This window comes from Microbacterium sp. (assembly GCF_044340635.1).
Taxonomy (GTDB): Bacteria; Actinomycetota; Actinomycetes; order Actinomycetales; family Microbacteriaceae; genus Microbacterium.
In genome coordinates this window covers 1-24,528 of sequence record NZ_JBIITF010000007.1, presented here as the reverse complement: position 1 = coordinate 24,528, position 24,528 = coordinate 1, and the positions used below count along the sequence as shown (strand labels likewise).

General features: G+C 67.8%; 26 protein-coding genes and 3 pseudogenes. 13 read left to right on the top strand and 16 right to left on the bottom strand.

What is annotated here, in order from left to right:
- Window positions 1-163: 163 nt before the first annotated feature.
- Window positions 164-1,579 carry an MFS transporter gene (locus ACIQ0W_RS08015; protein ID WP_396642230.1) on the bottom strand — a complete coding sequence of 472 codons (1,416 nt, stop codon included), beginning with the start codon at window positions 1,577-1,579 and terminating at the stop codon, window positions 164-166.
- A gap of 131 nt (window positions 1,580-1,710) precedes the next feature.
- Between ACIQ0W_RS08015 and ACIQ0W_RS08010 the strand changes: the two genes are divergently transcribed.
- From ACIQ0W_RS08010 to ACIQ0W_RS07985, 6 genes and pseudogenes are all read left to right on the top strand, one after another.
- On the top strand, window positions 1,711-2,376 hold the full coding sequence (locus tag ACIQ0W_RS08010; protein WP_396642229.1) for a TetR/AcrR family transcriptional regulator: 666 nt from the start codon (window positions 1,711-1,713) through the stop codon (window positions 2,374-2,376).
- Window positions 2,377-2,391: 15 nt separating this feature from the next.
- A pseudogene (locus tag ACIQ0W_RS08005) lies at window positions 2,392-2,772 on the top strand (DUF3253 domain-containing protein).
- Between the two features lie 43 nt (window positions 2,773-2,815).
- Window positions 2,816-4,039, top strand: coding sequence for an MFS transporter (locus ACIQ0W_RS08000; protein WP_396642228.1), 1,224 nt, complete (start codon window positions 2,816-2,818; stop codon window positions 4,037-4,039).
- Between the two features lie 63 nt (window positions 4,040-4,102).
- Window positions 4,103-5,548, top strand: a complete 1,446-nt coding sequence (locus ACIQ0W_RS07995) for an NAD(P)/FAD-dependent oxidoreductase (protein WP_396642227.1) — start codon at window positions 4,103-4,105, stop codon at window positions 5,546-5,548.
- Window positions 5,545-5,925, top strand: coding sequence for a cupin domain-containing protein (locus ACIQ0W_RS07990; RefSeq protein ID WP_396642226.1), 381 nt, complete (start codon window positions 5,545-5,547; stop codon window positions 5,923-5,925). Before ACIQ0W_RS07995 ends, ACIQ0W_RS07990 begins: the two co-directional genes overlap by 4 nt.
- A 35-nt stretch (window positions 5,926-5,960) precedes the next feature.
- Complete coding sequence (locus ACIQ0W_RS07985) at window positions 5,961-7,316, top strand: aspartate aminotransferase family protein (protein WP_396642225.1); 1,356 nt, start codon at window positions 5,961-5,963, stop codon at window positions 7,314-7,316.
- A gap of 52 nt (window positions 7,317-7,368) precedes the next feature.
- Here ACIQ0W_RS07985 and ACIQ0W_RS07980 read toward each other — a convergent pair whose 3' ends face one another.
- The 4 genes from ACIQ0W_RS07980 to ACIQ0W_RS07965 form a co-directional block, all read right to left on the bottom strand.
- A complete protein-coding gene (locus ACIQ0W_RS07980; RefSeq protein WP_396642224.1) occupies window positions 7,369-8,193 on the bottom strand; it encodes an NADPH-dependent oxidoreductase in 825 nt (274 codons plus the stop codon).
- Between the two features lie 5 nt (window positions 8,194-8,198).
- A complete protein-coding gene (locus ACIQ0W_RS07975; RefSeq protein WP_396642223.1) occupies window positions 8,199-9,359 on the bottom strand; it encodes a cystathionine gamma-synthase in 1,161 nt (386 codons plus the stop codon).
- Window positions 9,356-10,393, bottom strand: coding sequence for a pyridoxal-phosphate dependent enzyme (locus tag ACIQ0W_RS07970; RefSeq protein ID WP_396642221.1), 1,038 nt, complete (start codon window positions 10,391-10,393; stop codon window positions 9,356-9,358). The genes ACIQ0W_RS07975 and ACIQ0W_RS07970 overlap by 4 nt, the downstream gene beginning before the upstream one ends.
- Window positions 10,394-10,733: 340 nt before the next feature.
- A complete protein-coding gene (locus tag ACIQ0W_RS07965) occupies window positions 10,734-12,017 on the bottom strand; it encodes a DUF222 domain-containing protein (protein ID WP_396642220.1) in 1,284 nt (427 codons plus the stop codon).
- Between the two features lie 231 nt (window positions 12,018-12,248).
- On the opposite strand from ACIQ0W_RS07965, the gene ACIQ0W_RS07960 reads away from it, so the two are divergent.
- On the top strand, window positions 12,249-13,274 hold the full coding sequence (locus ACIQ0W_RS07960; protein ID WP_396642354.1) for an NADPH:quinone reductase: 1,026 nt from the start codon (window positions 12,249-12,251) through the stop codon (window positions 13,272-13,274).
- 8 nt (window positions 13,275-13,282) lie between these two features.
- On the opposite strand, the gene ACIQ0W_RS07955 is transcribed toward ACIQ0W_RS07960, so the two are convergent.
- Window positions 13,283-14,359 (bottom strand): DNA glycosylase AlkZ-like family protein, encoded by a 1,077-nt coding sequence (locus ACIQ0W_RS07955; protein WP_396642219.1) that lies wholly within the window; start codon window positions 14,357-14,359, stop codon window positions 13,283-13,285.
- 16 nt (window positions 14,360-14,375) lie between these two features.
- A pseudogene (locus tag ACIQ0W_RS07950) lies at window positions 14,376-15,215 on the bottom strand (helix-turn-helix transcriptional regulator).
- A 190-nt stretch (window positions 15,216-15,405) separates the two neighbouring features.
- Here ACIQ0W_RS07950 and ACIQ0W_RS07945 point away from each other — a divergent pair.
- Together ACIQ0W_RS07945 and ACIQ0W_RS07940 are read left to right on the top strand one after the other, a co-directional pair.
- The gene (locus ACIQ0W_RS07945; protein WP_396642218.1) at window positions 15,406-16,350 is read left to right on the top strand and encodes an SDR family oxidoreductase; all 945 of its coding nucleotides are present in this window, start codon (window positions 15,406-15,408) and stop codon (window positions 16,348-16,350) included.
- 28 nt (window positions 16,351-16,378) lie between these two features.
- A complete protein-coding gene (locus ACIQ0W_RS07940; RefSeq protein WP_396642217.1) occupies window positions 16,379-16,843 on the top strand; it encodes a VanZ family protein in 465 nt (154 codons plus the stop codon).
- Between the two features lies 1 nt (window position 16,844).
- Here the strand turns inward: ACIQ0W_RS07940 and ACIQ0W_RS07935 are convergent, their stop codons facing one another.
- Window positions 16,845-17,777, bottom strand: a complete 933-nt coding sequence (locus ACIQ0W_RS07935; RefSeq protein ID WP_396642216.1) for an NAD(P)-dependent alcohol dehydrogenase — start codon at window positions 17,775-17,777, stop codon at window positions 16,845-16,847.
- Window positions 17,778-17,798: 21 nt separating this feature from the next.
- On the bottom strand, window positions 17,799-17,957 hold the full coding sequence (locus ACIQ0W_RS07930) for a hypothetical protein (RefSeq protein ID WP_396642215.1): 159 nt from the start codon (window positions 17,955-17,957) through the stop codon (window positions 17,799-17,801).
- Between the two features lie 313 nt (window positions 17,958-18,270).
- Between ACIQ0W_RS07930 and ACIQ0W_RS07925 the strand changes: the two genes are divergently transcribed.
- Entirely contained in the window at window positions 18,271-19,290 is a 1,020-nt protein-coding gene (locus tag ACIQ0W_RS07925) for a TerC family protein (protein ID WP_051513961.1), read from the top strand.
- An 18-nt stretch (window positions 19,291-19,308) separates the two neighbouring features.
- Here ACIQ0W_RS07925 and ACIQ0W_RS07920 read toward each other — a convergent pair whose 3' ends face one another.
- Both ACIQ0W_RS07920 and ACIQ0W_RS07915 read right to left on the bottom strand, forming a co-directional pair.
- Window positions 19,309-19,701, bottom strand: a complete 393-nt coding sequence (locus ACIQ0W_RS07920) for an ester cyclase (protein ID WP_100814495.1) — start codon at window positions 19,699-19,701, stop codon at window positions 19,309-19,311.
- Window positions 19,702-19,739: 38 nt separating this feature from the next.
- On the bottom strand, window positions 19,740-20,420 hold the full coding sequence (locus tag ACIQ0W_RS07915) for a PhzF family phenazine biosynthesis protein (RefSeq protein WP_100814496.1): 681 nt from the start codon (window positions 20,418-20,420) through the stop codon (window positions 19,740-19,742).
- 66 nt (window positions 20,421-20,486) lie between these two features.
- On the opposite strand from ACIQ0W_RS07915, the gene ACIQ0W_RS07910 reads away from it, so the two are divergent.
- A complete protein-coding gene (locus ACIQ0W_RS07910; protein WP_199484454.1) occupies window positions 20,487-20,741 on the top strand; it encodes a three-helix bundle dimerization domain-containing protein in 255 nt (84 codons plus the stop codon).
- 19 nt (window positions 20,742-20,760) lie between these two features.
- Here ACIQ0W_RS07910 and ACIQ0W_RS07905 read toward each other — a convergent pair whose 3' ends face one another.
- On the bottom strand, window positions 20,761-20,979 hold the full coding sequence (locus ACIQ0W_RS07905) for a three-helix bundle dimerization domain-containing protein (protein WP_157811336.1): 219 nt from the start codon (window positions 20,977-20,979) through the stop codon (window positions 20,761-20,763).
- Between the two features lie 87 nt (window positions 20,980-21,066).
- Here ACIQ0W_RS07905 and ACIQ0W_RS07900 point away from each other — a divergent pair, with 87 nt between their 5' ends.
- Window positions 21,067-21,684, top strand: a complete 618-nt coding sequence (locus tag ACIQ0W_RS07900; RefSeq protein WP_396642214.1) for a ParA family protein — start codon at window positions 21,067-21,069, stop codon at window positions 21,682-21,684.
- An 86-nt stretch (window positions 21,685-21,770) separates the two neighbouring features.
- Here the strand turns inward: ACIQ0W_RS07900 and ACIQ0W_RS07895 are convergent, their stop codons facing one another.
- On the bottom strand, window positions 21,771-22,427 hold the full coding sequence (locus ACIQ0W_RS07895) for a GntR family transcriptional regulator (RefSeq protein WP_396642213.1): 657 nt from the start codon (window positions 22,425-22,427) through the stop codon (window positions 21,771-21,773).
- Window positions 22,428-22,577: 150 nt separating this feature from the next.
- On the opposite strand from ACIQ0W_RS07895, the gene ACIQ0W_RS07890 reads away from it, so the two are divergent.
- Window positions 22,578-23,288, top strand: coding sequence for an alpha/beta fold hydrolase (locus ACIQ0W_RS07890; protein ID WP_396642212.1), 711 nt, complete (start codon window positions 22,578-22,580; stop codon window positions 23,286-23,288).
- Between the two features lie 24 nt (window positions 23,289-23,312).
- On the opposite strand, the gene ACIQ0W_RS07885 is transcribed toward ACIQ0W_RS07890, so the two are convergent.
- The 3 genes and pseudogenes from ACIQ0W_RS07885 to ACIQ0W_RS07875 all read right to left on the bottom strand — a co-directional run.
- Window positions 23,313-23,792: a BLUF domain-containing protein gene (locus ACIQ0W_RS07885; protein WP_396642211.1), complete on the bottom strand. Its 480-nt coding sequence runs from the start codon at window positions 23,790-23,792 to the stop codon at window positions 23,313-23,315.
- Window positions 23,789-24,034 (bottom strand): hypothetical protein, encoded by a 246-nt coding sequence (locus ACIQ0W_RS07880; protein WP_396642210.1) that lies wholly within the window; start codon window positions 24,032-24,034, stop codon window positions 23,789-23,791. The genes ACIQ0W_RS07885 and ACIQ0W_RS07880 overlap by 4 nt, the downstream gene beginning before the upstream one ends.
- Window positions 24,035-24,212: 178 nt before the next feature.
- A pseudogene (locus tag ACIQ0W_RS07875) lies at window positions 24,213-24,401 on the bottom strand (VOC family protein); the annotation flags it as partial.
- Window positions 24,402-24,528 lie beyond the last annotated feature (127 nt).

Below are 24,528 nucleotides of genomic sequence, written 5' to 3'. Positions count from 1 at the left end.
GGCCCTAAACGCGGCCGCGGGAGGCGCCGGCCTGCTCGGGCTTCTCACGCCCATCTGGCCGATCGCGTTCATCATCGTGATGGGCGGTGTGGCTGTACCGCCTGGCGGTGGCGAGCGGACGCTTCGATGTCATCCGCGGCTCGATCTGCGGCGTCTCACCCGATCAGCGTGTCGATGGCAGGTGTGTCACTTCCATCTCGGGAGTGCTCCCGTCGGCCGAAGCGGCTTCGCCCTGCGCCTGGATCGACGGCGGCGCCTCGGCATACGCCGACGAGAGGCGCCGGTAGGGCTTCGACACGAACGCGAGCAGAACGACGACGAGCAGGACGGCGCTCGCGGCCACGAAGGCCAGCGCGATACCGCGCGCCTCGCCCGGTCCGAGGAGCCATCCGAGCGAATCCTGGCCCGCCCGCGTGTTCATGAAGGGGATGAGCCAGAACTGCGCGAGGGGCCCGATCAGGAACGACGACAGGGGTGCCGCCGCGGACTCGATGCTCGCCGCGAACCCGAAGACACGGCCCTGCTTCTCGAACGGCACGACGCGCTGGATGATCGTCTGCTCGGCCGCCTCGGCGATCGGCATCAGGCACATGAACACCAGAATCCCGAGCCCGTACAGCCACCACCACTCGCGGATCGCGAAGGTCATACCGAGCAGCGCGATGCCGATGTTGACCAGGAGCATCGTGCGGACGGGGTTCTTGCCCAGCCCGAACTTCGCGACGAGTGCGCCACCGAGGATGAACCCGATGCTCGTGACGCCGAGCACCACACCCCACACCTCGACCGAGAACAGGGTCAGCCCGTACGGGTCCATCAGGGCCATGAACACGCCGCCGACGAGGTTGTTGAACGTCGAGAACAGGATCAGGGCGAGCAGCCCCGGCACCACCACGATCGCGGGGATGACGCCGCGGAATCCGAAGTCCTTCGGCGCCCCTTCGACATGGGCGATGCCGCGCTCGGGGATCGGCACGAAGAAAAGGTGGCAGAGCGCGAGCGCCGTCGCGACGATCGCGATCACGACGGTCCACCCCATGCCGAGCAGTCCGATCGACAGACCCGAGAACACGCTCGTGACCATGAAGGCGATACCCTGGACCGCGCCGACGAGCCCGTTTGCGCGGTCGCGACGATCGGAGGGCACGAGCAGCGTGACCGTCGTCGAGAGCGCGATGTTGCGGAGATTCTCGACCACACCGCCGACGAGGATCACGCCGGCGAAGACCCAGAACCAGGGGCCGCCCCAGTTGACCAGCACGCTCTCGGGGAAGGACAGGTACAGAGCACCCGCGAGCAGGTAGGTGACGAGCGTGATCATGCTCGACAGCACCATCACGGCCTTCTTCTTGGTGCGATCGACGATCACCCCGAACACGACACCGAAGACGGCGACCAGCAGCATGTACGACCCGCCGATGATCGCGGTCGCGAGCACCGACCGCGTTTCGAGATACGCCCAGAAGGTCAGCGCCCACCACAGGTAGCTCGAGGTCACGTTCGCGATCGCGGTGTTCGCGAGCACCTGATAGAAGGCGCGCACCGTGCCGTGATTCTGCAGGGCGACGGGCTCGGTCATGCGGATTCCTTCTTCGGTCTCGGGCGTCAGTCGCGTGAAATATTCGGCAGATCGCCGGAGAGGGATAGTCTGGATGTGTACACCGTTCACATCCAATGCTCACACCGTACACACCCGACATTCCGGACGCAATGGCGAAACGACAGACACCCGAGGCGCGGACCTATCATCACGGTGACCTCCGACACGCGCTCGTCGAGGAGGGCCTGCAGCGTGCTCGCGCGGGCGGCTTGGACGCCGTCACGATGCGCGAAGTGACGCGCGCCGTCGGGGTGTCGCCGAACGCCGCCTACCGGCACTTCGCGGATCGCCGAGACCTCATCCGCGCCGTGGCGGCCGAGGCGCAACTCGCGCTTGCCCGTGCGATCCGTGCCCGCATCGACGCGGCTCCCTCCGGCCTCTCCCCCGCCGACGCGGCCGTCGAGCGTCTGCGCCGGATCGGGCTCGCGTACATCGGCTTCGCCCGCAGCGAGCGCGGATGGTTCACGCTGGCCTTTGCGGTACAGGATGAGCAGCCGAGCGCCGGAATCGTGACGCTCGACGACGAGGTCGTGCCGCCGTTCCAGCTGCTGCTCGACGCGCTCGACGCCATGCGCGACACCGGCGCCCTCGATCCGGAGCGTCGCCCCCACGCCGAGTGGGCCTGCTGGGCAGCGGTCCACGGTTTCGCCGAGATCGCTGTGCATGGGCCGCTGCAGTGGCAGCCCGAACCCGTGATCGATGCGCTCGCTGCCGCTGTCGTCGAGGCGGCCATCACCGGGGCGCGAGGCGCACCGGCCCCGGCACCCGAACGCTGAGGCACACTGGATCGCATGGCGGACCGCAGCGAAAGCACGAAGACGTGCACATCCTGCGGGCGCGAGATGCAGTGGCGAGCCAAGTGGGCGAAGAACTGGGACGCCGTGAAGTACTGCTCGGATGCCTGTCGCACGCGTGGGGTGACGGCCCAGGACCGCGCGCTCGAGGCCACGATCCTGTCGCTGCTCGACGCCCGCGCCCGAACATCGACGATCTGTCCATCGGATGCGGCACGCTCCATCGGTGGCGAGAACTAGCGGGACCTCATGGAACCTGCGCGGCGCGCTGCTCGCCGCCTCGTCACCGCCGGCAAGGTCGACATCACGCAGGGCGGCCAGATCATCGATCCCTCGGCGGCGAAAGGTCCGATCCGGATCCGACGACGCCACAGCTAGACCCAGCGAGCTCATCCGCGAGCGCGAGCTTTAGCCTGAGTGGATGGGTACCTCGACGGACGTGACCGCGACATCTGCGCCCGCCACCCCTTTCCCCCTCCGCGCACTGCTTCTGCTGAGCTTCGGCGTGCTCGTGACGGTCACAGCCGAGTCCTTGCCCGCCGGGCTCATGCCGGAGCTCTCGGCCGACCTGGGTGTCTCGCATGCTCAGATCGGCCTGTTGATCTCGGTGTGGGCGCTGACCGTCATCGTCACGAGCATCCCGCTCACCCGCGCGGGCGCTCGGTTCGACCGCCGTCTGGTGATCGCGGGCGCGCTGGCGGCTTTCGCACTGGCGAACCTCGCGACCGCTTTCGCTCCCGGGTACGAGTTCGCCTTCGCGACGCGGATCCTCGCGGCTATCGCCCACGGCGCCTTCTGGGCCGTCGTCATGGTCTATGCCGCCGCCCTGCTCGCTCCTGCTCAACTCGGTCGGGGGCTGGCGATCGTGACCGGAGGCGGCACCGCGGCCACGATCATCGGGCTCCCGCTCGCGACCCTCGTCGCCCAGGGGCTCGGATGGCGCGCGACCTTCGTCGGACTGGGAGTCATCGCCCTTCTTCTCGGCGTCGTCGTGGTGCTCAAGATGCCCCCGCACGTGCCCTCGCCCGCGCCTCACGGCGAGCGCACGAGCGTGCTGCGCGATGAGTCCCTCCCCGCTCTGGCGGCATTCGGCGTCGTCGCCGTCCTGATCGCGACGGCCCAGTTCGCGTCCTTCACCTACATCCGGCCCTACCTCGAGGTCTCCGCGTCGATCGAGGCGGGTTGGGCCGCGGGGCTCCTGTTCGTTGCCGGCGCCGCGGGTCTGGTCGGCGTGGTGGCCGCAGGTGCCGCCGCGGACAGATATCCACGTGGGTCGCTCATCGTCGTGCTGATTCTGCTGGTCGTGTCTTTCGTCACGCTCACCGTCGCGTCTCGCAGCCTGCCGACGGTCATCGTCGCGCTCATGGTGTGGGGCTTCGCCCTCGGCGCGATCTTCCCCCTGCTCCAGACGATCCTGATACGGACCTCGACACCCCGCACGCGCAACCTCGCGGGCGCAGGCATCGTGGTGCTGTTCAACCTCGGGATCGCTGCGGGTCCGGCCATCGGAGCGGTCGTCGGTGGCGAGGACTCCCCCACCTCCATCACTGCCGCGTCCGCCGTCGCCATCGTGGTCGCCACGGGCTTCGCCCTCACGGGTTTCGCTCTCTCTCGTGAGCGGGAGCGACGAGCTCACGCTCGGTAGTCGACGCGGCACCCCGGACAGGCGAGGATGGGGCGATAGCCACTCCCGGAAAGGGTGATACCCGTGGGCACGACCGTCTTCGAACGCCAGAAGCCCCCCGCATCCCTCATCCGGCACGCCCTCACGGGCACGCGGCAGGGCGCGTTCTGGCTCGATGACCTGCCCGCGCAACCCGCGCACCCGACGCTGGCGGGCGGACGAACCGCCGATCTCGTGGTCGTGGGTGGCGGTTACACCGGCCTGTGGACCGCTCTTCTCGCCCGTCGGCGCAACCGGGGCGCGCGGATCGCCCTGCTGGAGGCGCGCAAGATCGGATGGGCCGCCTCGGGCCGCAACGGTGGGTTCTGCGAGGCGAGCCTGACGCACGGCCGCGAGAACGGACTCGCGCGCTGGCCCGACCAGCTCGACGAACTCGAACGCCTGGGGCTCGCGAACCTCGATGCGATCGGTTCCGACCTCGAAGAATGGGGTGTCGACGCCGATTTCGAACGGGTCGGTTCGATGGGCGTGGCGGTCGAAGAGCACCAGCTCGACTGGCTGGACGACTGGGTCGTGGATGCCGCCTCGCGGGGCGAGGGTGAGCACGTCGTCCGTCTCGACGAGACGCAGGTCCGCGCATCCGTCAACTCCCCGACGTACCTCGGCGGCGTGTGGGAGAAGCTTTCCACCGCGCTGGTTCACCCGGGCAAGCTGGCATCCGAACTCGCCCGCGTGGCGACCGAGCAGGGCATCGAGATCTTCGAGAACTCACTCGTGAAGCGGATCGACGAAGCGGATGCCGACGGCAACGTCCGCCTCGTCACCGCGTCCGGGGCGATCCGCGCACCCCGGATCGTGCTCGCGACGAACGTCTTTCCCGCGCTCCTCAAGCGCAATCGGCTGATGACGGTGCCGGTCTACGACTACGTGCTCATGACCGAACCGCTCAGCACCGAGCAGCTGGCCTCCATCGGGTGGAACGACCGCCAAGGTCTCAGCGACCTCGCGAACCAGTTCCACTACTACCGGCTGAGCGCCGACAATCGCATCCTCTTCGGTGGGTATGACGCGGTCTATCACTACGGCCGCGCGGTTCGCCCGGCGTACGAGAACCGACCGACGAGCTACGAGACCCTCGCGAGCCACTTCTTCACGACCTTCCCGCAGCTCGACGGCCTCACGTTCAGCCACAAGTGGGCGGGCGCGATCGACACGTCGACACAGTTCTGCGCGTTCTACGGCACGGCCCGCGACGGACGGATCGCCTACGCGGCGGGGTTCACGGGACTGGGCGTCGGAGCATCACGCTTCGCGGGCGAGGTGATGCTCGACCTTCTCGAGGGCGCCGACACCGAACGAACGCGCCTCGACATGGTGCGCAGGCGCCCCCTGCCGTTCCCGCCCGAGCCCGCGGCTGCGATCGGCATCAACATGACGCGTTGGTCACTCGACCGCGCCGACCACAACGGCGGCCGGCGCAACGTCCTGCTGAAGACCCTCGACGCGCTCGGTCTGGGATTCGACTCGTGACGGACGGTTCTGTCGGCCGGTTGCCCGCGGGAGAGGCGACGGATGCCTCGCGCCTCAACGCCGTGTTCACACACGTCCCGTTCGAACCGCTCGATCAGGCCAAGGTCATCGAGGGGACGCCCTCGACGCGCTACGTCGCCCTCGACACCACGGCCGAGCGCGAGGTCGGAGTGTGGGAGCACACTGTGGGCGTCTCGCGCGACGTCGAGGCCGACGAGGTCTTCGTCGTACTCGCGGGCGACGCCACCCTGGAGTTCGTCGAGCCCGTGCTGCCCCCGATCGAGTTGCGCCCGGGCGTCGTGGTCCGACTGGAAGCCGGCATGAGCACGATCTGGACGGTTCGCGAAACCATCCGCAAAGTCCTCGTCGCTCCTTGACCTCCCTCCTCGAACCCAACCCGAACAGGAACACCATGACCGCTACCCCCGACCCCGCGGCCGATGCCCGCGTCCGCGCGGATGACCGCGGCCACGTCTTCCACTCCTGGAGCGCTCAGGCGCTGATCGACCCCGTTCCGGTCGCGGGCGGGTCGGGCGCCACGTTCTGGGACTACGCGGGCAACAACTACCTCGACTTCTCGTCGCAGTTGGTCAACCTGAACCTCGGCCACCAACATCCGGATCTCGTCGCGGCGATCCAGCAGCAGGCCAGGCGCCTGGCGACCATCCAGCCCTCGATGGCGAACGATGTGCGAGGCGACCTGGCGCGCCGGATCGCGGAGGTCGCGCCCGACGGCATGAACAAGGTGTTCTTCACCAACGGCGGCGCCGACGCCAACGAGAACGCGGTGCGGATGGCGCGCCTGGTCACGGGCAAGCGCAAGGTGCTGTCGATGTATCGCAGTTACCACGGCAACACCTCGACCGCGATAACGCTGACGGGTGATCCGCGCCGCTGGGCGAACGAACCGGCCGACGGCTCGGTGGCGCACTTCTTCGGACCGTACGCGTACCGGTCCCCTTTCCACGCGTCGTCGCCCGAGGAGGAGTCGCAGCGCGCTCTGGAGCACCTCGAGCAGGTCATCGTCCTCGAGGGCGCATCGACGATCGGGGCGATCATCCTCGAGACGATCGTCGGCACCAACGGCGTACTCATGCCGCCCCCGGGGTACCTCTCCGGAGTGCGCGCGCTGTGCGACAAGTACGACATCGTGCTGATCGCCGACGAGGTGATGGTCGGCTTCGGTCGGGTCGGCGAGTGGTTCGCGTTCCAGGCGTTCGATGTCGTGCCCGATCTGATCACCTTCGCCAAGGGGATCAACTCGGGATACGTCCCGCTCGGCGGCGTCGTGATCTCGGACCGCATCGCGAAGCACTTCGACACCGTGGCGTTCCCCGGCGGCTTGACCTATTCGGGGCATCCGCTCGCCTGCGCCGCGGGGGTCGCGACGTTCGAGGTGTTCGAACGCGACGGGATCCTCGAGCGGGTCCGCGACCTCGGCGAGCGCGTCGTCGGCCCGCGGCTACGCGCGATCGCCGACCGGCACGCGTCGGTGGGCGAGGTGCGCGGGCTCGGGTTGTTCTGGGCGATCGAGCTCGTCAAGAACCCCGAAACGCGCGAGCCGCTCGTGCCGTTCAACGCGAGCGGGTCGGATGCTGCGCCCATGGGTGCCCTCGCCGCCGCGTGCAAGAGCGCGGGGCTCTGGCCGTTCACGCACTTCAACCGCATGCACGTGGCGCCGCCGCTGGTGATCTCGGAGACGGACCTGATCCGCGGCCTGGAGATCATCGACGACGCGCTCGATGTCGCCGATCAGTATGTGAGCTGAGTCCCGCGAGACCTGAGTCCCGCGTCGGCTGAGTCACGCGCCGGCTGAGTGTCTATTTCGAGGGCAGCCCGCGGCGCTCAAGCGCCGCGCGGAGCTTCTCTCGACCGCGCAGCGTCGTGGCAGAACGGATGCGGCCGAGGATCGTACCGATCCACCCGTGCGACATACCCTGGCCCGCGTAATACGTGCGAACCGCGTCGTCGTAGGCCACGATCGCCTCGTCCGGCGCCGGCCGATAGGTCTCCCGGTGGCGGACGACGTCCTGCGGCAGTCGCGGCTTGACGCCCGCCCGGTCCGTGGGATCCGGATGCCCGAGCGCCATCCCCATGACGGGGAATGCGCCCGGTGGCAGCTCGAGCAGATCCGCCAGTTCTTCGGGCCGGTTCCGCACGGCGCCGACGTAGACGGCGCCGAGCCCGAGCGACTCTGCCGCGATGGTCGCGTTCTGGGCGGCCAGCGCAGCGTCGATGAAGCCCACGAGCGTGCTCTCGATGTATTCGACACCCTCGGCCGCTTCTCCGCGATGCTCGGCGACCCCGCGGTGGCGCGCCCAGTCGGCGACGAAGATCAAGAACACCGGGGCCTGGCGAATGAACGCTTGGTCGCCTGCCAGCACCGAGATCGCAGCCTTGTGGTCGGGGTCGCGCACCTCGATGACCGACCACGCCTGCATGTTCGAGCTCGTCGCGGCGGACTGCGCGGCGGACACGATGAGGGTGACGGTGTCGTCGTCGATCCCCTCGTCCGTGAAGCTCCGCACCGAACGGTGGCGCTGCAGCAGGGCGATGACCTCGTTGGCGGGAGCGATGGATGCGGGGGCCCCGCCGCCGTAGCGCTGACCGAGCACGTTATCCGTCACGCCCCTGCCGTCAGACATCCGGGTCAGCCCGCCGCGGCGAGCGCCTGCTCGAGGTCCGCCAGCAGGTCGTCGCGGCTTTCGATGCCGACCGAGAGACGCACGACCTCTTCCGGCACGGCGAGCTCGGTTCCGCGGACGGATGCATGGGTCATCGCGTCGGGGTAGTTGAGGAGCGATTCGACCCCGCCGAGCGACTCGGCCAGCGTGAACAGGCGCGTGGATTCGGCGAAGCGGCGGGCGGTCGCGGCATCCGGCAGAGCGAGCGAGACGATCCCGCCGAAGCCCGACATCTGCGCCGCCGCGAGTTCGTGCCCGGGGTGGGATTCGAGGCCCGGATAGTAGACGCGGGCGACGCCCGGGTGCGCGTCGAGGAAGCGTGCGACAGCGTCGCCGTTCTCACTGTGGCGCTGCATCCGTACGCCGAGCGTCTTGATCCCGCGGGTCGTGAGCCAGGCGTCGAGCGGACCGGAAACCGCGCCGGCCGCGAACTGCAGGAAGCGCGCCTGCTCGGCGAGAGCGTCGTCGTTCATGACGAGCGCGCCACCCACGACATCCGAGTGTCCACCCAGGTATTTCGTCGTCGAGTGCACGACGACATCGGCCCCGAGCGAGAGTGGCCGCTGCAGCGCGGGCGACGCGAAGGTGTTGTCGACGACGACGACCGCACCAGCGGCGTGCCCGAGGCGCGCGAGGCCGGCGATGTCGGTGATGCGCAGGAGCGGGTTGCTCGGGGTCTCGACCCACAGCATCCGCGCGGGCCGTTCTTCGAGGGCGGCGGCGACCTGGTCGAGGTCGCTCATGTCGACGACCCGCAGACCCACGCCCCACGGTGCGAGCACTCGGGCGATCAGGCGATATGTGCCGCCGTAGACGTCGTTGCCGAGCAGCACCTCGTCACCGGGCTTGAGGACGGAGCGGAGCAGCGCGTCTTCGGCGGCGAGTCCGGACGCGAACGAGAGGCCGTGCCGTCCGCCCTCGATCGCGGCGAGCTGGGTCTCGAGCGCCGTGCGGGTCGGGTTGCCACTGCGACCGTACTCGTAACCGCCGCGGAGTCCGCCGATGCCGTCCTGCGCGTACGTGGTCGAGAAGTGCACGGGCGGGATGACGGCGCCCGTCGCGGGGTCGAACTCTTGGCCGGCGTGGATGGCGAGGCTTTCGAAGCCCGCGAACTCTGACGTGCTCATCGGATGCCTCCTGCGGCGTTGTTTGCGGTGTTGTCTGCTGTGTTCGTTGCGGATGTTTCGGATCGGTCGACAGGCGGGTCGACCGAGAAGCCGTTGTCGGTCATCCAGCCGTCGTCGAAGATCTTGCCGAGGTAGCCGCGGCCGTGATCGGGCAGAAGGACGACGACGACGTCGTCGGGTCCGAGTTCGCGGGCGGTGCGCAGTGCACCGACCACCGCCATCCCGCTCGATCCACCGACGAGCAGCCCTTCTTCCCGGGCGAGGCGGCGGGTCATCGCGAACGAGTCGGCGTCCGAGACGCGCTGCCATTCGTGCACGACCGAGGGGTCGAACGTCTCGGGCCAGAAGTCTTCGCCCACGCCCTCGACCTTGTAACCGTGAACGTCGGAGCTGGAGTAGATGGAGCCGATCGGGTCGACGCCGATGATCCGGGTCGCGCCGTCCGAGACCTCGCGCAGATAGCGGCCCGTTCCGGTGATCGTGCCACCGGTGCCGACGCCCGCGACGAAATGGGTGACGCGCCCCTCGGTGGCGCTCCAGATCTCGGGGCCGGTCGTCTCGTAGTGTGCGCGCGGGCCGTTCTGGTTCGCGAACTGGTTGGGTTTGAACGCGCCGGGGATCTCGCGGGCGAGCCGGTCGGAGACGCTGTAGTACGAGCGGGGGTCCTCCGGCGGGACGCTGGTGTCGGTGATGACGACCTCGGCCCCGTAAGCCTCGAGGACGGCGACCTTGGGTCCCGCGAACTTGTCGGGAACGACGAAGATCATGCGGTAGCCGCGTTGCTGGGCGACGAGCGCGAGCCCGACGCCGGTGTTACCGCTGGTGGGTTCGACGATCGTGCCGCCCGGACCGATCAATCCGTCACGCTCCGCGGCGTCGAGGATGTTGGCGGCGATGCGGTCTTTGGATGAGCCGCCGGGGTTGAAGTATTCGATCTTCGCCAGAACCGTGGCCGTGATGCCATCGGTGACGTGGTTCAGGCGGACAAGGGGTGTGTTGCCGATGAGGTCGGTGACGCTCTGCGCGTATCGCACGTGATGTGTCCAAGCTGCGGGGCCGCGACGTTATCGCGGGGTGTTGTCAGGGGTCGTTGAAGGCGAGTGCGAGGCACTCAGCGGCAACAACGACAGGACAGCACGCGGCCAGTTTACATAGGCGAGCTGCGGGATGCCTAGCTGCACGCCGATTCGAGCGCCGCGCCGCCCGAGCCCGCACCCCGCTCCCCGCTCCCTGCTCCCTGCTCCCTGAGCCTGTCGAAGGGCGCACCGGAACCGCGCGCAGCACCGCTGGTCGTTTCGACAAGCTCGATGACTGGGCTGGGGCGGTCGTTGAGTGAGCGCAGCGAGACGAAACGCTCGGGCGGGCGGGGGTGCTCTAGAACGGGGGTGGATCCGTGTTCGGGACGAAGTGGATCGCCGAGGGCGGTTTGTCGATATAGACGTGACCGCCCGGCGAGGTCCACTCCAGGACCCCGCCGCCGAGTTGTCGGACCGTCCAGGCTGTTTCGCCCTTGAGGGTGTGGTGTCGTTTGCAGAGGCAGGCGAGGTTGCAGGTGCTGGTTTCGCCGCCGAGGGCGTAGTCGAGGGTGTGGTCCCGATCGCACCGGTGTGCCGGTTGTCGGCATCCGGGGAATCGGCAGTGCTGATCCCTGGCTCGCAGGAACCGTTTCATGTCCGCGGATGGCGTGTACCGGTCGACCGCGAGAACGCACCCGCTGATCGGATCGGCCAGGACCCGATCCCATCCTGTTGCGTGCCCGGCCAATGCGCGGGCAGTGGCAGGGTCGATCGGGCACCGGCCCACGAGCTCCGCGGGCTCGTCTGTCACACCCGCCAACGCGAGAGCAGGAACCGTGACGTTCACGATCCCGCGGATCGCACCCAGCCCGCTAAACCCATCCGAGAAGCCGGCACCCGTCTCCACGCTGGGCGTCGTGGTGAGCATCATGTCCGCCACCAGGTCGGCGCGAATCTGATCCAGAGTCCGCGCATCCGTCGGGTCGGCGTCCCTGATCGCTCGAGCCTGCTGCGTGATCCGGTCATGCATCGCATGCGCCAAAACCGCCGGTTGGGTCGAGATGAACTCCGCCATCCCATCGCCGATATCCCGCACACACGCACCCCGTGACGCCCGAGCCTCCTTGTGACGCTCCGCCAGCGGGCGCGGCTGCAGCGACTCCGCCAAACTCGCGAGCGATGCCCCGAGCCGTCCGGGCGTGGTCCCCTCGGCTCGCACCAACGCCTCGCGTTCGAACTCAGCGCGTACTTCCGGATCGGTGAGGGGGAGTCCGTGTTCCATGATCACCGCGACATGCCCGCGAGCGATCCGCCCCGCTTCCCACGCCGCGAAGGTCGCGGGAAAGGACTCATCCAACGCGGCGGCATCGTTCATGCGGCGCTGCACGGTCCGGTCGGACATGTTCATCGCCGCACCGAGTTCCGCCGCCAAAGCACGAAACGGCAACTCCGCCTCACGGGAGGACGGGGAGGCGAGTTCCGCAACCCGGCGCGCACCGACGTGCGCGGCTTTCGCGAACACTCGCGCCATCGCGGCCTCGGTACGCGCGTGCGCGCGCCACGCGTCCATGCCCTCCCCGGCGAGCTCGCGCGCGATCGCGTCCACTCCCGTCGTTTCGACGTCGCCATAGTTCGAATGCATGTTCGAAACTCTACGGACAGCCACCGACATCCCAACCCCGAAAAGCACCCATAAACCGCGGAAATCAGGCCGGAGACATGAGAGTTCTCACATCTTGTGTCGGTCCAGCGAATAGCCGAAACGCGCGTGCGCGAGCTTCAGTTGGTCACTTCGACAGGCTCAGTGACCGGCACTTCGACAGGCTCAGTGACCGTGGGGAATGCCCGACGGCGCGGGCCGGTTGCCCCCACCATGCGCGCCATCGTCTACTCCCAGACCGGATCATCCGACGTCCTCCGCGAGATCGACACGCAGATCCCCGAACCCGGCGAGGGCGAGGTCCGAGTTCGCGTGACCGTCTCGGGCGTCAATCCGACGGACTGGAAGAGCCGGGCGGGCGGCGGCCCAGCCCCGACGCGCTTCCCGGATCAGGTGCCCAATCAAGACGGTGCAGGCGTCGTCGACGCCGTCGGTCCTCACGTCGAGCACCTCGCTCCCGGCGATCGGGTCTGGATGCTTCTCGCAGCATTCGACCGGCCGTCCGGCACCGCGCAGGAGTACACGGTCGTGCCCGCTCATCTCGTCGCGCCGCTCCCCGAAGGCGTCTCGTTCGATGTCGGCGCATCGCTGGGGGTGCCGGCTCTGACGGCGCATCGGGCGCTCACCGTGCACGACGGAGGACCGTCGCGTCTGGCCCCCGGAGCACTCGTTGGCCGCACCGTGCTCGTCGCGGGCGGGGCGGGTGCCGTCGGACACGCCGCGATCCAGCTCGCACGCTGGGCCGGCGCGACCGTCGTCACGACCGTCTCCTCCGACGTCAAGGCAGACCTCGCGATCGCGGCCGGAGCGCACAGCGTCGTCAATTATCGGGAGCAGGACGCCGCCGCCGAGATCCGCACCGTCGCCCCCGACGGGGTAGACATCGTCGTCGAGGTCTCCCCCGCACGCAACGCTGAACTGAATTCCGCCGTCTTGGCCAACCAGGGCTCCGTCGCCGTCTACGCAACCGACGGCGGAACCCAGATGAGCCTCGACATCCGCACGCACTTCGCCCTGAACATCCGGTACCAGTTCTTGCTGCTCTACACGATGGGGACGGATGCGATCACCGCGGCCGTCGAGGATGTCACGGCCGCCCTCCGCGACGGAGCGCTGCCCGTCGGTCGGGATTCCGGATTGCCGATCACGCGGTTCGCCCTGGACCAGACCGCCGCTGCGCACGACGCGGTCGAGGGTGGACTCGTCGGCAAGGCGCTCATCGATGTAGCAACGAGCTGACCCGCCCGTCACCGTCCCGCGAGCGCGACCCCCAACCACCCGGCGAGATCACGAATCTCGGCCTCGACCATCTCGCGCTCGTCGTCGTCGAATGGTGTCACCTCGTGCACGGCGTGCACGACCAGCGTCAACTTTTTCTTGTCGAGTTCGGCGTCCAGCAGCCCGATGAAGCGATCACCAACGAGAATCGGATGCGCGAAGTAGCCGTACTTCCGCTGCCCTTTCGGCTTGAACTGCTCGAGGACGTAGGTGAAATCGAACAACTCCGTCAGACGCGGGCGATCGAAGAGCATGCGGTCGTACGGATTCAGGATTGCGGCGCGCCCGCCCGGGTCGTCGTCGAGGGCGGCGAGCGCCTCGGGATCCACCCGCCACTTCCAGGCGCTGCCCTCGACCTCGGCGGGATCGCCCACCATTCCCACGGGCGTCCACGGTGATTTCTGCCGCGCGATGCCCGCGGCCTGCAGGCGCCGCTGCTGCAACAACTCCTCGGCCTCGGCCGGCTCGAACACCGGCAGATCGGCCGGATAGACCCGCTCGGGCAGGTCCCACAGGCGCTGGCGTCCGACCCGCCCGGCGATCGCGACCTCGCCGATCCACGCGAGGATCTCGAGCATCCGCGGCACTTCGTTGGGTCCGTACCAGCCACTCGAGCGGTCGCGCTGCACGACGCTCGTGTCGGTGAAATCGGATGACACGAGGGGGCCGTCAGCGCGAAGCCGGGACAGGATGTCTCGTCGAAACGCGTCGTTCGCCTCGAGGTACTCGACCGTCGACTGCCGGCGCGGGCCGTGGCGCATGATCGAGAGCTTTGGGGCGAGCAGACTTCCTGCCCAGAAGGACCCGTCGTGCTCGAAGAGTAGCCGATCGGTCTCGACGGCTTTGCGCAGCTGACCCGGTTCGTATCCCCAGCCGATCCGGCTCCACGGGACGGTCTGCTCGGCGGGGGCGATCGTGGCCGTGGGGTCGATCTTGATCGCGCCGATCTGCTCGGCGATCTCGACCACGTCGCCCGGCCGATCGGCATCGAGCAGCTGCGCGCGGACGGCGATGCGGCGCGCTTCGTCGCGGGTCAGCCGGTGCATGGGGCGAGGGTACCCGCTACCGCAGCGACTGCGCCCCGATGACCGAGAGCAGACCGAGCTTCTCGTAACTCTCACTGCCGGGCACCGCGGTGTACACCATCAGCGAGTGCGCCTGATCGGGATCGATCAGGCGCTGGCAGTGCAGCTCGAGGGCGCCGACCTCAGGGTGCACGAAGTGCTTCACCTCGTGCGGGCGCAGGCCCACCTCGTGTTCTGCCTAGAGGCGACGGAACTCTTCGCTGCGTTCCAGCAGCGTCTCGGCCAGGCGCGCCGCGCGGGAATTCGGACCCCGCACCCCCGAGATCTCCCGAAGACCCGACGCGTACATCTGACTGAGGAAGTCGTGTTCCTCGGGAGCGTAGAAATCCCGTGACGACGCGTCGGTGAACCAGCGGTACCCGATGCTCCGCTCCGGCCCCGTGAGGGCGGCCTTGTCGCCCATGAGCGCGACGCCCATCCGGCTCTGCTTGAGCGTTTCGCCGAGTTCCGTGACGATCTCGGCCGGAGTGTCGTCCAGTCGATCCAGGATGCGCAGCAGACCCGGGCTGATGTGATCGCGGCTTGCGCCTCTCGCTGGGGGCGTGTGACCCGCGAGGTGGAACAGGTGGTCGCGTTCCTCGCGCGACAGGTGCAGCCCCTGCGCGATCGAGGCCAGCATCTGCTCGGATGGCTGCGGCCCGCGCTCGCGCTCGAGGCGGGAGTAGTAATCGGTGGACATGTGACTGAGCGCGGACACTTCCTCCCGACGCAGTCCGGCGGTCCGGCGTCGCGCACCGCGCGTCAGACCCACGTCCTCGGGTTGGAGCGCTTCGCGGCGCGTCCGGAGGAACTCGGCCAATCCTCTGCGGTCGATCACAGTCATCCTTCGTATCGGCTTCGCCGTTTCGACGGCTCCGTCATGTCTACCCCCTGCATCCGACCCGAGCCACGGCCTGACGGTCCCCCTTTCGCAGCGGGGGATCGCCAGGCCCTGGATGCGGTCGAGACGACCGGCGAGCGTAGGGAAACCACCCGACGAACCCCACGAACCCGCCGAGGAGCAGACCATGGCACGCAAGAAGATCGACATCACCCTTCCGGATCTCACCGGCAAACGCGCCCTGATCACCGGCGCGAGCGACGGTATGGGGCTGATCATGGCAGAGCGCCTCGCGGCGGCCGGAGCCGTGGTGATCGTGCCGGTCCGCAATCGGGCGAAGGGCGAGCGCGCCCTCGCCACGATCCGCGGAGCGGTCCCGACGGCCGAGGTGACGCTGCGCGATCTCGATCTGTCCTCCCTCGAATCCATCGATGCGCTCGGTCGGACGCTCCGAGCCGAGGGCGACCCGATCCATCTGCTCATCAACAACGCCGGCGTCATGACCCCGCCGGAGCGACAGACGACGGTCGACGGATTCGAACTGCAGTTCGGCACCAACCACCTCGGGCACTTCGCCCTCGTCGGCCACCTGCTCCCGCTCCTGCGGGCGGGTCGGGCGCGGGTGACGTCGCAGATCAGCATCGCGGCGCGTTCGGGCCGGATCAACGGGGACGACCTCAATGGGACGCGCAGCTACTCGGGCGGGCGGGCGTACAGCCAGTCCAAGATCGCGTTCGGTCTGTTCGGGCTCGAACTCGACCGCCGCAGCAAGCAACTCGGGTGGGGCATCACGAGCAACCTCGCGCACCCCGGCGTCGCACCGACGAGCCTGCTCGCGGCGCGTCCCGAGCTCGGCAGAAGCGGAGACACCTCGTCGATTCGCGTCATCCGCTGGCTGTCGGCTCGGGGGATACTGACGGGCACGGTCGAGTCGGCCGGCTTGCCGGCGCTGATGGCGGTCACCGCGCCCGACTCGAAGCGCGGACTCATGTTCGGCCCGAGCGGTCCGGGTCGCGTCGGAGGCGCCCCGGCGGAGCAGCCGCTGTTCCCTCCGCTCCGAAGCGTCGACGATGCGACGAGCATCTGGGAGCGATCCGAAGAACTCACCCGGGTTTCGCTGCCGGTTGCCTGATCGAGAGCCGCCGATGGATGCTGTCACCGTGACCTCGAACGAATCCTCCGGCCGGGCACCGACCGTGGCGATCGCCGCCCTCGGCGTCCTCTACACGTGCGCGGTGCTGTGGGTGACGCTTCGACCGCTCCCCTGGGCGACTGACGGGAACCAGGAGCCGCTCGGAATCCTGAGTCCGCGCGCGTGGGTCGGGTGGTCGACGTGGGCGGCCGGGTCGCCGCTCGAGGTCGTGGCCAACGTCGCGATGTTCGTGCCGCTCGGCCTTGTCGCAGGCCTGCTGTTCCGCGGCGCGGCCGGTTTCATCGTGCCCGTCGCGTTGACCCTGGCGATCGAGCTGGCCCAGATTCCGCTGAGCGACCGCATCTCGCACCCGCGCGACCTCGTGGCCAACGCGACCGGAGCCGCGCTCGGTGTGATGATCGTCGTGCTGGTGCGCCGCCGCCGGAGCCCGGCACCCGCGCGCGATCGACGACGACCGGGCGCGGGCACCTGAGTCAGCCGAACGTCAGCACCGGCTTGACCACCTCGCCCGACTCGCTGTCCGTGAACGCCTGGTCGATCTCGGCGAACGGGTACGTCCGGGCCAGCTTGTCGAACGGGAACTCGCCCGCGAGGTACAGCTCGATCATCTCGGGGATGAACAGGTGCGGGATGACGCCGCCCTCGACCACGGAAGTGATCCGGATGACCCGCGCCACGGCTTGCGACAGGTTGATCCGTGACTCGGCCTCGGGGTTCGCCGCGGCCAGGAGAGCCGCATGCCCCCGGTGCCCCAGCGACTTCAGCATCCCCTCGACGACGGCGGCGTTGCCCGTCGTGTCGACCGCGTAGTCCACGCCGGTTCCACTGATCGCGGCGAGCTCCTCGACGGTGTCGACCTCTTTCGCATTGACGGTGTGCGTGGCACCCAGCTGGCGAGCCAGTTCGAGTCGTCCGGGGACGACATCCACCGCGACGATCGTTCGCACGCGAGCGACCCGGGCGCCCAGGATCGCGGCCATGCCCACGGCCCCGGTCCCGAAGACGACGAGGGTGCTGTCCATCGGCGGCTGGAGGACCTTCAGAACCGTTCCCGCCCCGGTCTGAACGCCGCACCCGAGCGGAGCGAGCAGCTCGAGCGGGATGTCCTTCCGCACCTTGACGACGCTGCGGGTGGGCACATTCGCATAGGTGGCGAACGCGGACTGTCCGAAGAAGTGGGAGTTGATCTGCTTACCCTCGGCGTCGCTCAACGAGGTCGAGCCGTCGGGGCGCCCGCCCGCGAAGTTCTGCTCGTAGGAATTCGCGCAGAACGACGGGTCGCCGCTCAGGCAATCGACGCAGATGCCACAGCTGGCGACCGTCAGGACGACGTGGTCGCCGACCTCCAGATGCGTCACACCGTCGCCCACCCGCTCGATGACGCCAGCGCCCTCGTGACCGAGCACGATCGGGAACGTCGTGGGGATTCATCCGTCTCGAACGGCCATGTCGGTGTGGCACACACCCGTGGCGACCAGGCGCACCTGGACCTCTCCGGCACGCGGGTCGTCGAGCGTGACCTGCGCCATCTCGAACTCGCCGTGAAGCTCGGGCATGACGGCTGCGGTGATCGTGGTGGAACTCATCAGGAATCCTCTCGTCGGGCCGGTGGGCGACCGCCAGGCATGGACGGGAGCCGGGGAGGATCCCAGTGTGTGCCGCCGCCGTCCGAATGTCCGCCCCCTTCCCCTTTGGGTCGAAAGGAGGTACGCGACGCCGCTATCGGCTTTCGCTCAGGAAGCGACTCAGAATCCCTCCTAGGCTGGACACACCAAGGGGAGTACTCCGACACGGTCGGCTCGTCATTACGGATGCATCGCATCCCGGGTCACCGGTCCTCGATCTGAGGATGGAGAAGACCTTGGCGTCGATTCGCTCACGCCACGGTTGGGAACCCTCTTGAACATCACGCCGCTCATCTGGATCATCACGATCGCCGTCACGATCGCGTTCTTCGTCTACGAGTTCTTCGCGCACGTGCGCAAACCGCACGAGCCGACGATCGGAGAATCCGCCCGCTGGTCGGCCTTCTACATTGGCCTCGCGCTGCTGTTCGGCGTCGGCATCGGCGTCGTCAGCGGCTGGACCTACGGCGGTGAATACTTCGCCGGCTACCTGACCGAGAAGGCCCTGTCGATCGACAACCTCTTCGTCTTCCTGATCGTCATGACCGGCTTTGCGGTGCCGAAGATCTACCAGCAGAAGGTGCTCATGATCGGCATCGTCATCGCGCTCATCCTGCGCGGAATCTTCATCGCGGTCGGCGCCACGCTGATCGAGAACTTCTCGTGGATCTTCTACCTGTTCGGCGCGCTGTTGCTCTTCCTCGCGTACCGCCAGGCGTTCGCGCACGGTGAATCGAACCCCGCGGACGGAAAGTTCATGCGCTTCGTCCGGCGCCACCTCCCCGTCACCGACGAGTACCACGGCGACAAGTTGACCGTCCGCAAGGGTGGCCGACGCTGGGTCACGCCGATGTTCCTCACGATCATCGCGATCGGATTCGTCGACCTGATCTTTGCCGTGGACTCGATCCCCGCCATCTACGGCCTGACGGAAGAGGCGTACATCGTGTTCACCGCGAACGCGTTCGCGCTGATGGGCCTGCGCCAGTTGTTCTTCCTCATCGGCGGACTGCTCGAGCGTCTCGTCTACCTGGCCCAGGGGCTGGCCGTCATCCTCGCCTTCATCGGCGTCAAGCTCGTGCTGCACGCCATGCACGTCAATGAGCTGCCGTTCATCAATGGCGGCGAACCGATGCTGTGGGCCCCCGAGATCCCGATCTGGTTCTCGCTGCTCTTCATCGCCGCGACGATCGCGGTGGCGACGATCGCGAGCCTTATGAAGACTCGCAACGACAACCGACCCGTCGCCGAGAAGGTGGAAGAGCAGCTGCCCGAGAAGGGCTCAGCCCTGTAACTAGCTCGGCCCTGTAACTCAGCCCTGTAGCTGGCTCAGCAGCTCGATGTGGTCGGCGGTGCCCGTGAACTCGGTGATCCGCCCGTTCACGATCCGGTACATCCCGAACTCGGCGACATTCACGTGTCGCCGGGTCGGGGTGATCCCACGGAACTCACCGACATGGGTGCCACCCGCTCGCACGTGCGCGGCCACACGATCGTCTTCGACGACGAGTTGGATGCGTCGCCACTGCCAATCCGGGAACGCCCGGAGCAGCTCGGCGACGCCGTCGATCCATGCATCCGCGCCACCCGGCAGATGCGCGCGCCGAACCGCCGGGTCGAGGAACGAACGGATCGCCTCGAGATCGTGCCGGTTGCACGCCTCGAGATACTCGGCGAACCACTCACGCATCTGCCACGGTTCCACTCCCCCATTATCCGAGGAGCCCGCCGGGAGGGCCCCGCTCAGCGGAGTTCGAGAACCCTGGCCGCGGAGACCCGACCACCGACCTCGACCTGTTGCCCGAGATATCGCAGGTGGGTGTGCAACAGCGAACCCGCGCCCTGAACGATCTCGAGGTCTTGGCCGAGCTCGGCCGACAGACGCACCGCTGCCGAACCCGTCGCCTCGTCTTCGCGGATGCCGAGCTCGGGCGCGAACATGCGTGCCCGAACGCGCTTTCGCGTCTCGTCGAACCACGCCCATACGTAGTGCATGCCGAGGCCATAGGCATCCGGATCCACCGCTTCGACCTCGTCTGGGTTCGCGAGCTGGTCGAGCTCGAACGGTGGGGCCCACTCCGGAAGCGCGGTCGCGAAGACGAGGTCGCGATCGAACCGCACCCGCACGCTCCCCGCTGGCACGTCGATGTGTTTGATCTCGTCGCCGTTGTCGCGCAACCATGCGGCGAGCCCGACCGTGGGATGCCCTGCGAAGGGCAGCTCGCGAGTGGGCGTGTAGATCCGCGCGGTAGCGGCACCAGCCTCGACCGCATCGATGAAGATGGTTTCGCTGAACCCGAGATCGGCCGCTATCGCCTGCTCGCGCTTACGGGTTGAAGAAGACGCCCAGACGATTCCGAGCTGGTTGCCGTGTGCGCCCGCCGCGTCGACGAACACGTCCACGACGTTCACGAGAAGGCTCACGACGGCCCATTCTGACAGGGAACGGCCGGAATCGTCTGCGTCCTTCCCGCCTGTTCTGCGAACGTGATGGACGGTACCCTATGGGTGCTGTTCACCGACGAGCGGAGGCCCTTCATGACGCGCGAGATCACGGACGAGGACGCGGTCATGGACCAGATAGCGGAGCGACTCGCCGCACGATTCCCCTCGACGCCGATCGAGCAGATCTCAGCCGTCGTGCGAGAAGCGCACCTCGCTCTGGCGGGCGCCCATGTGCGCGATTTCGTTCCGGTCCTGGTCGAGCGAGAGGCCACGTCGCGATTGAAGTCTGCGGCGACCTGAGACGGCATCGTCGTCGCACTCACGCGGCCAGGTGACGGGACTCGCGCAATCGGCGGACCACGCCGTTCTCCACAAGCACGGGCACGTAGTGACGCAGCCGTGCACCATCGAGGGATTCGAGCTCTTCCGCGATCAGGGCGAAAACGGCATCCTCGCCGAGTACGGGGAACCGTCGTCGAAGTCGCTCCGCGAGATGAACGAGCGCCTCGAACTCGTTATCGGGATGGGTGCAACTCATCTGTCAATTCTCGCGGACATCGAGGTCCGCGGGCCCGAATCGTCCTTCATCGTGTCCGCCGCGGCTCGGGAACGACGACTGCTGCAGGTGAAACCGAAAGTGAAGGGTGGTGTCGCCGCCCTCGTGGCCGGCGACAGCAAGGTCAGCGGAGCCATCCGTTCCACCGCGTACGACAACCTCGATGTGCTGCCCGGGAACGCGAGCTATCGCGATCTGGACCTCGTGCTCGACCACGCGAAGAAGTCCGAGCAGCGGGTCGCGAAGATCCTCGAACAGGTCGAGCGCGACTACGACGTCGTGATCCTCGACTGCCCGCCCGGCGCGTCGCTCGTCGCCGATAACGCCGTGTTCTCGGCGGATGCCGTCGTCGTTCCCCTCGTGCCGTCGCCGCTGTCGATGCGTTCCCTCGAGCAGGTCGTGGAGTTCGTCGGCGCATCCGTCTCGAAGGCCCGCATCGTCGGATTTCTCTCGATGGTCGATCGGCGCAAGACCCTGCATCGGACGACCGTCGAGCAGCTGCCTCCGGCGCAGAAGGCGGTCACGGATGTGGTCGTCCCCGCGACCGTTCATGTCGAGCGCATGGGCACCGAGCGGGCACCGATCGGGAGTTATGCGCCCGGCGTCGAAGCTGCGCAGGCCTACGGCGAACTCTGGGCGCTGATCCGGGGAGCGGTCAAGCCGAAGGCGCGCCGCAAGAAGAGCTGAGCGGCACGCCGCCTATATCGAACAACGTGGCCCGGATGGAGCGCGAGCACGCCGGCGCCCGTCGCACCTGCGCCCCCATGGAGTGGCTATTCGTCGACGGGTTCGTCGGCCGGCAGGCTGTGCCAGATGTCGAAAGTCACCGACTCCGCCCCGTGCACATCTCCGACGGAGAGCAGTTCGATGAGTTGCTCGTGCCGCTCGACCGACGCGCGTCCGTCAAGCGTGAACCGCACCAGCTCGGCGCGACGCACCAGCGGACCGAACTGCTCGAGCACAGCCTCGAGAGCACGATTCTCGAGTGCGGTGACCGGGATCATGTGGAACTCATCGTCCGCATCCAACGCCGCCGCCAGGTCATCGGCACGGAGAGCCTCGGCGAAGCGGTGATTCGCCTCTCGCATGCGACCGACATCCTCGACACTCAGCTTGCCGGCCGTCTCGCGTACAGCCAACCCGTGCATCGAGGCGATGACGTCCCGGGCATCCCGGACGACCCGCGGATCGATCGTACTGACGGCCGTTGACCTACCGGGCACCGCGACCACGAGTCCGCTTGCGCCGAGACGCAGGAGGGCCTCGCGCACAGGTGTGCGACTGACGCCGAGCCATTCTGCGAGATCGCCGTCGCGCAGCTGCTCCCCTGGCTCGAAGGTGCCGTCCGCGATGGCGTCGCGCAGACGCCGATACACATCGTCGCGAAGGAGGGAGCGGTCAACGCCAGAGCGGCCCGTGGGAATCGGCATGCAATACATTGCGCACAGCCCGGGCATGGACGCAAGTCCTGGATCATCCGTTGCACGTGTGTACTACATGCAATATATTAATCCTCACGAGCGATCATCAACTCACACCGCACGGGCGAGTCCGGCGGGCGACCCGAAAGGAAGAGCATCATGAGCACCACGTCTGAGGCAATCACGAACGTCGTCCTCGTCCACGGAGCGTTCGCCGACGGCTCGGGATGGCGGGGCGTCTACGACAACCTGACCACCCGGGGCTATCGGGTCACGATCGTGCAGAACCCGCTGACGTCGCTGGCCGACGACGTCGCCGCGACGATACGGGCGCTAGAAGCCCAGGACGGACCGACGATCCTGGTCGGCCACTCGTGGGGAGGAACAGTCATCACCGAGGCGGGCATTCACCCGAATGTCGCGGGGCTCGTCTATGTCTCAGCGCTTGCTCCCGATGCGGGCGAGTCGTCGGCCCAGCAGTACGAGGGCTTCGCCCCCACCCCGGAGTTCGTGATCGACGTCGCGGAGGATGGCTACGGCTTCGTCCGCGCGGACACGTTCCAGGCGGGATTCGCCGCCGACGTCAGCGACGCCGACGCCGCCTTCCTCAGCGACTCGCAGGTCCCGATCAACATGTCCGTCTTCGGGACCGCGGTGCAGAATGCGGCATGGCGCACGAAGCCGAGCTGGGCGGTCATCGCGAAGGAAGACAAGGCCTTCGATCAGGCGATGCTGAACCACATGGCCGAGCGCATGGGCGCGACGATCACCCACGTCGCGGGCAGCCACGCCCTGTTCATCACGCAGGCGGGCGTCGTCTCCGACGTGATCGTCGACGCGGCTCGGAATGCCCTCGTCAGCGCCGCGTGACCGCCTGACGACGACTACACTCCCCTACGTCGCGGCGACCCGCGGGCGAGCCTGCCGCACCCGGAACCACAAGCTCAGCTCGCGCGTGGCGCGCAGAACGGCATCCGCATCGTCGACCGCCTCGAGGTCGTCGAACGTGCTGCGGAAGCCGGCGGGAAGAGCTGTACGCGCCTCATCGATCGGCTCGTAACCCATCGTCCATTCCGCGAGCTGCCGTGCCGGGGGCCTGCTGTCGACCAGTACCCGGACATCCGCATGCCGAGGATCGGCCGTGATGCGGGCGAGCAGCGCGCGCACCGGGAGTTCGGAACCCTCGAGGTACTGGATGAACCGACCGTTGCGGTAGAGAAGCATCCCCGTGATGTCCGCCTGAGCGTTCGCCGCCCGACTCTGTGTCAGCAGCTCTTCGAGTTCGGACTCGTCGAACAGGGTCACGGCAAAGCTCGTGTAGACGAGCGAGTACAGTCCGTCCGCTGGTTCGCCGGACGCGTCCGCACGGGTCATGCGTCACCCACTGGGGTCGCGGTCTCGTGCGTGCCGCTCACGTACGCGGCGGCCACGGCTTCCATGGCATCAGCGAGATGAGCGAAGGTGCCGATGGGTTGGGTGTGCGTGTCGAGGGCAACGAAGTGTCCGTCGTCCTGCCGGTCGATGCACCCGAGAAAATGACCCGGTCGGCTGCCCACGTAAAAACCATCATCGACGCGTGCCCACACGACATCGCGCTCTTGTGTCTCGATCTGCACTGCTTTTCAGTCCTTCTCTGGCGCAGGAAGGACCCGAGCCGCATTACTTGTGGCTCTCACGCTAGCCGCAGTAGGCAGACGACCGGCGGGGCTTGCGTGTTCGCGGCGGATTGGGTACCTGTCCCGCAAAGTGATTGCGGCGCCGACGGATGTCCCGCCCGCGCCGCAACTCGACCACCTACGACGCCGTGTGGTCGGCGGCGACGCCGAGGATCCAGGTCACACCGAACCGGTCGGTGAGCATGCCGAATCCGGCACTCCACGCCGACGCCGCGAGAGGCTCGACGATCGACGCACCGGACGAGAGCTTCTCCCAGTAGCCCTGCACCTCGTCGAGACTGGCGCCCTCGACCGAAACGAAAAACGGCGCAGCCAGAGGATCTTCTCCACGACTTCCGCGTCCGTCGCGGTCGGTGAGTGGTGCGGGGCGCTGGAGCGGTCCTTCAACCCCTCGAAGCCTTCCGCCCCGTAGCGTTTGAGCCAGGCGTAGTACG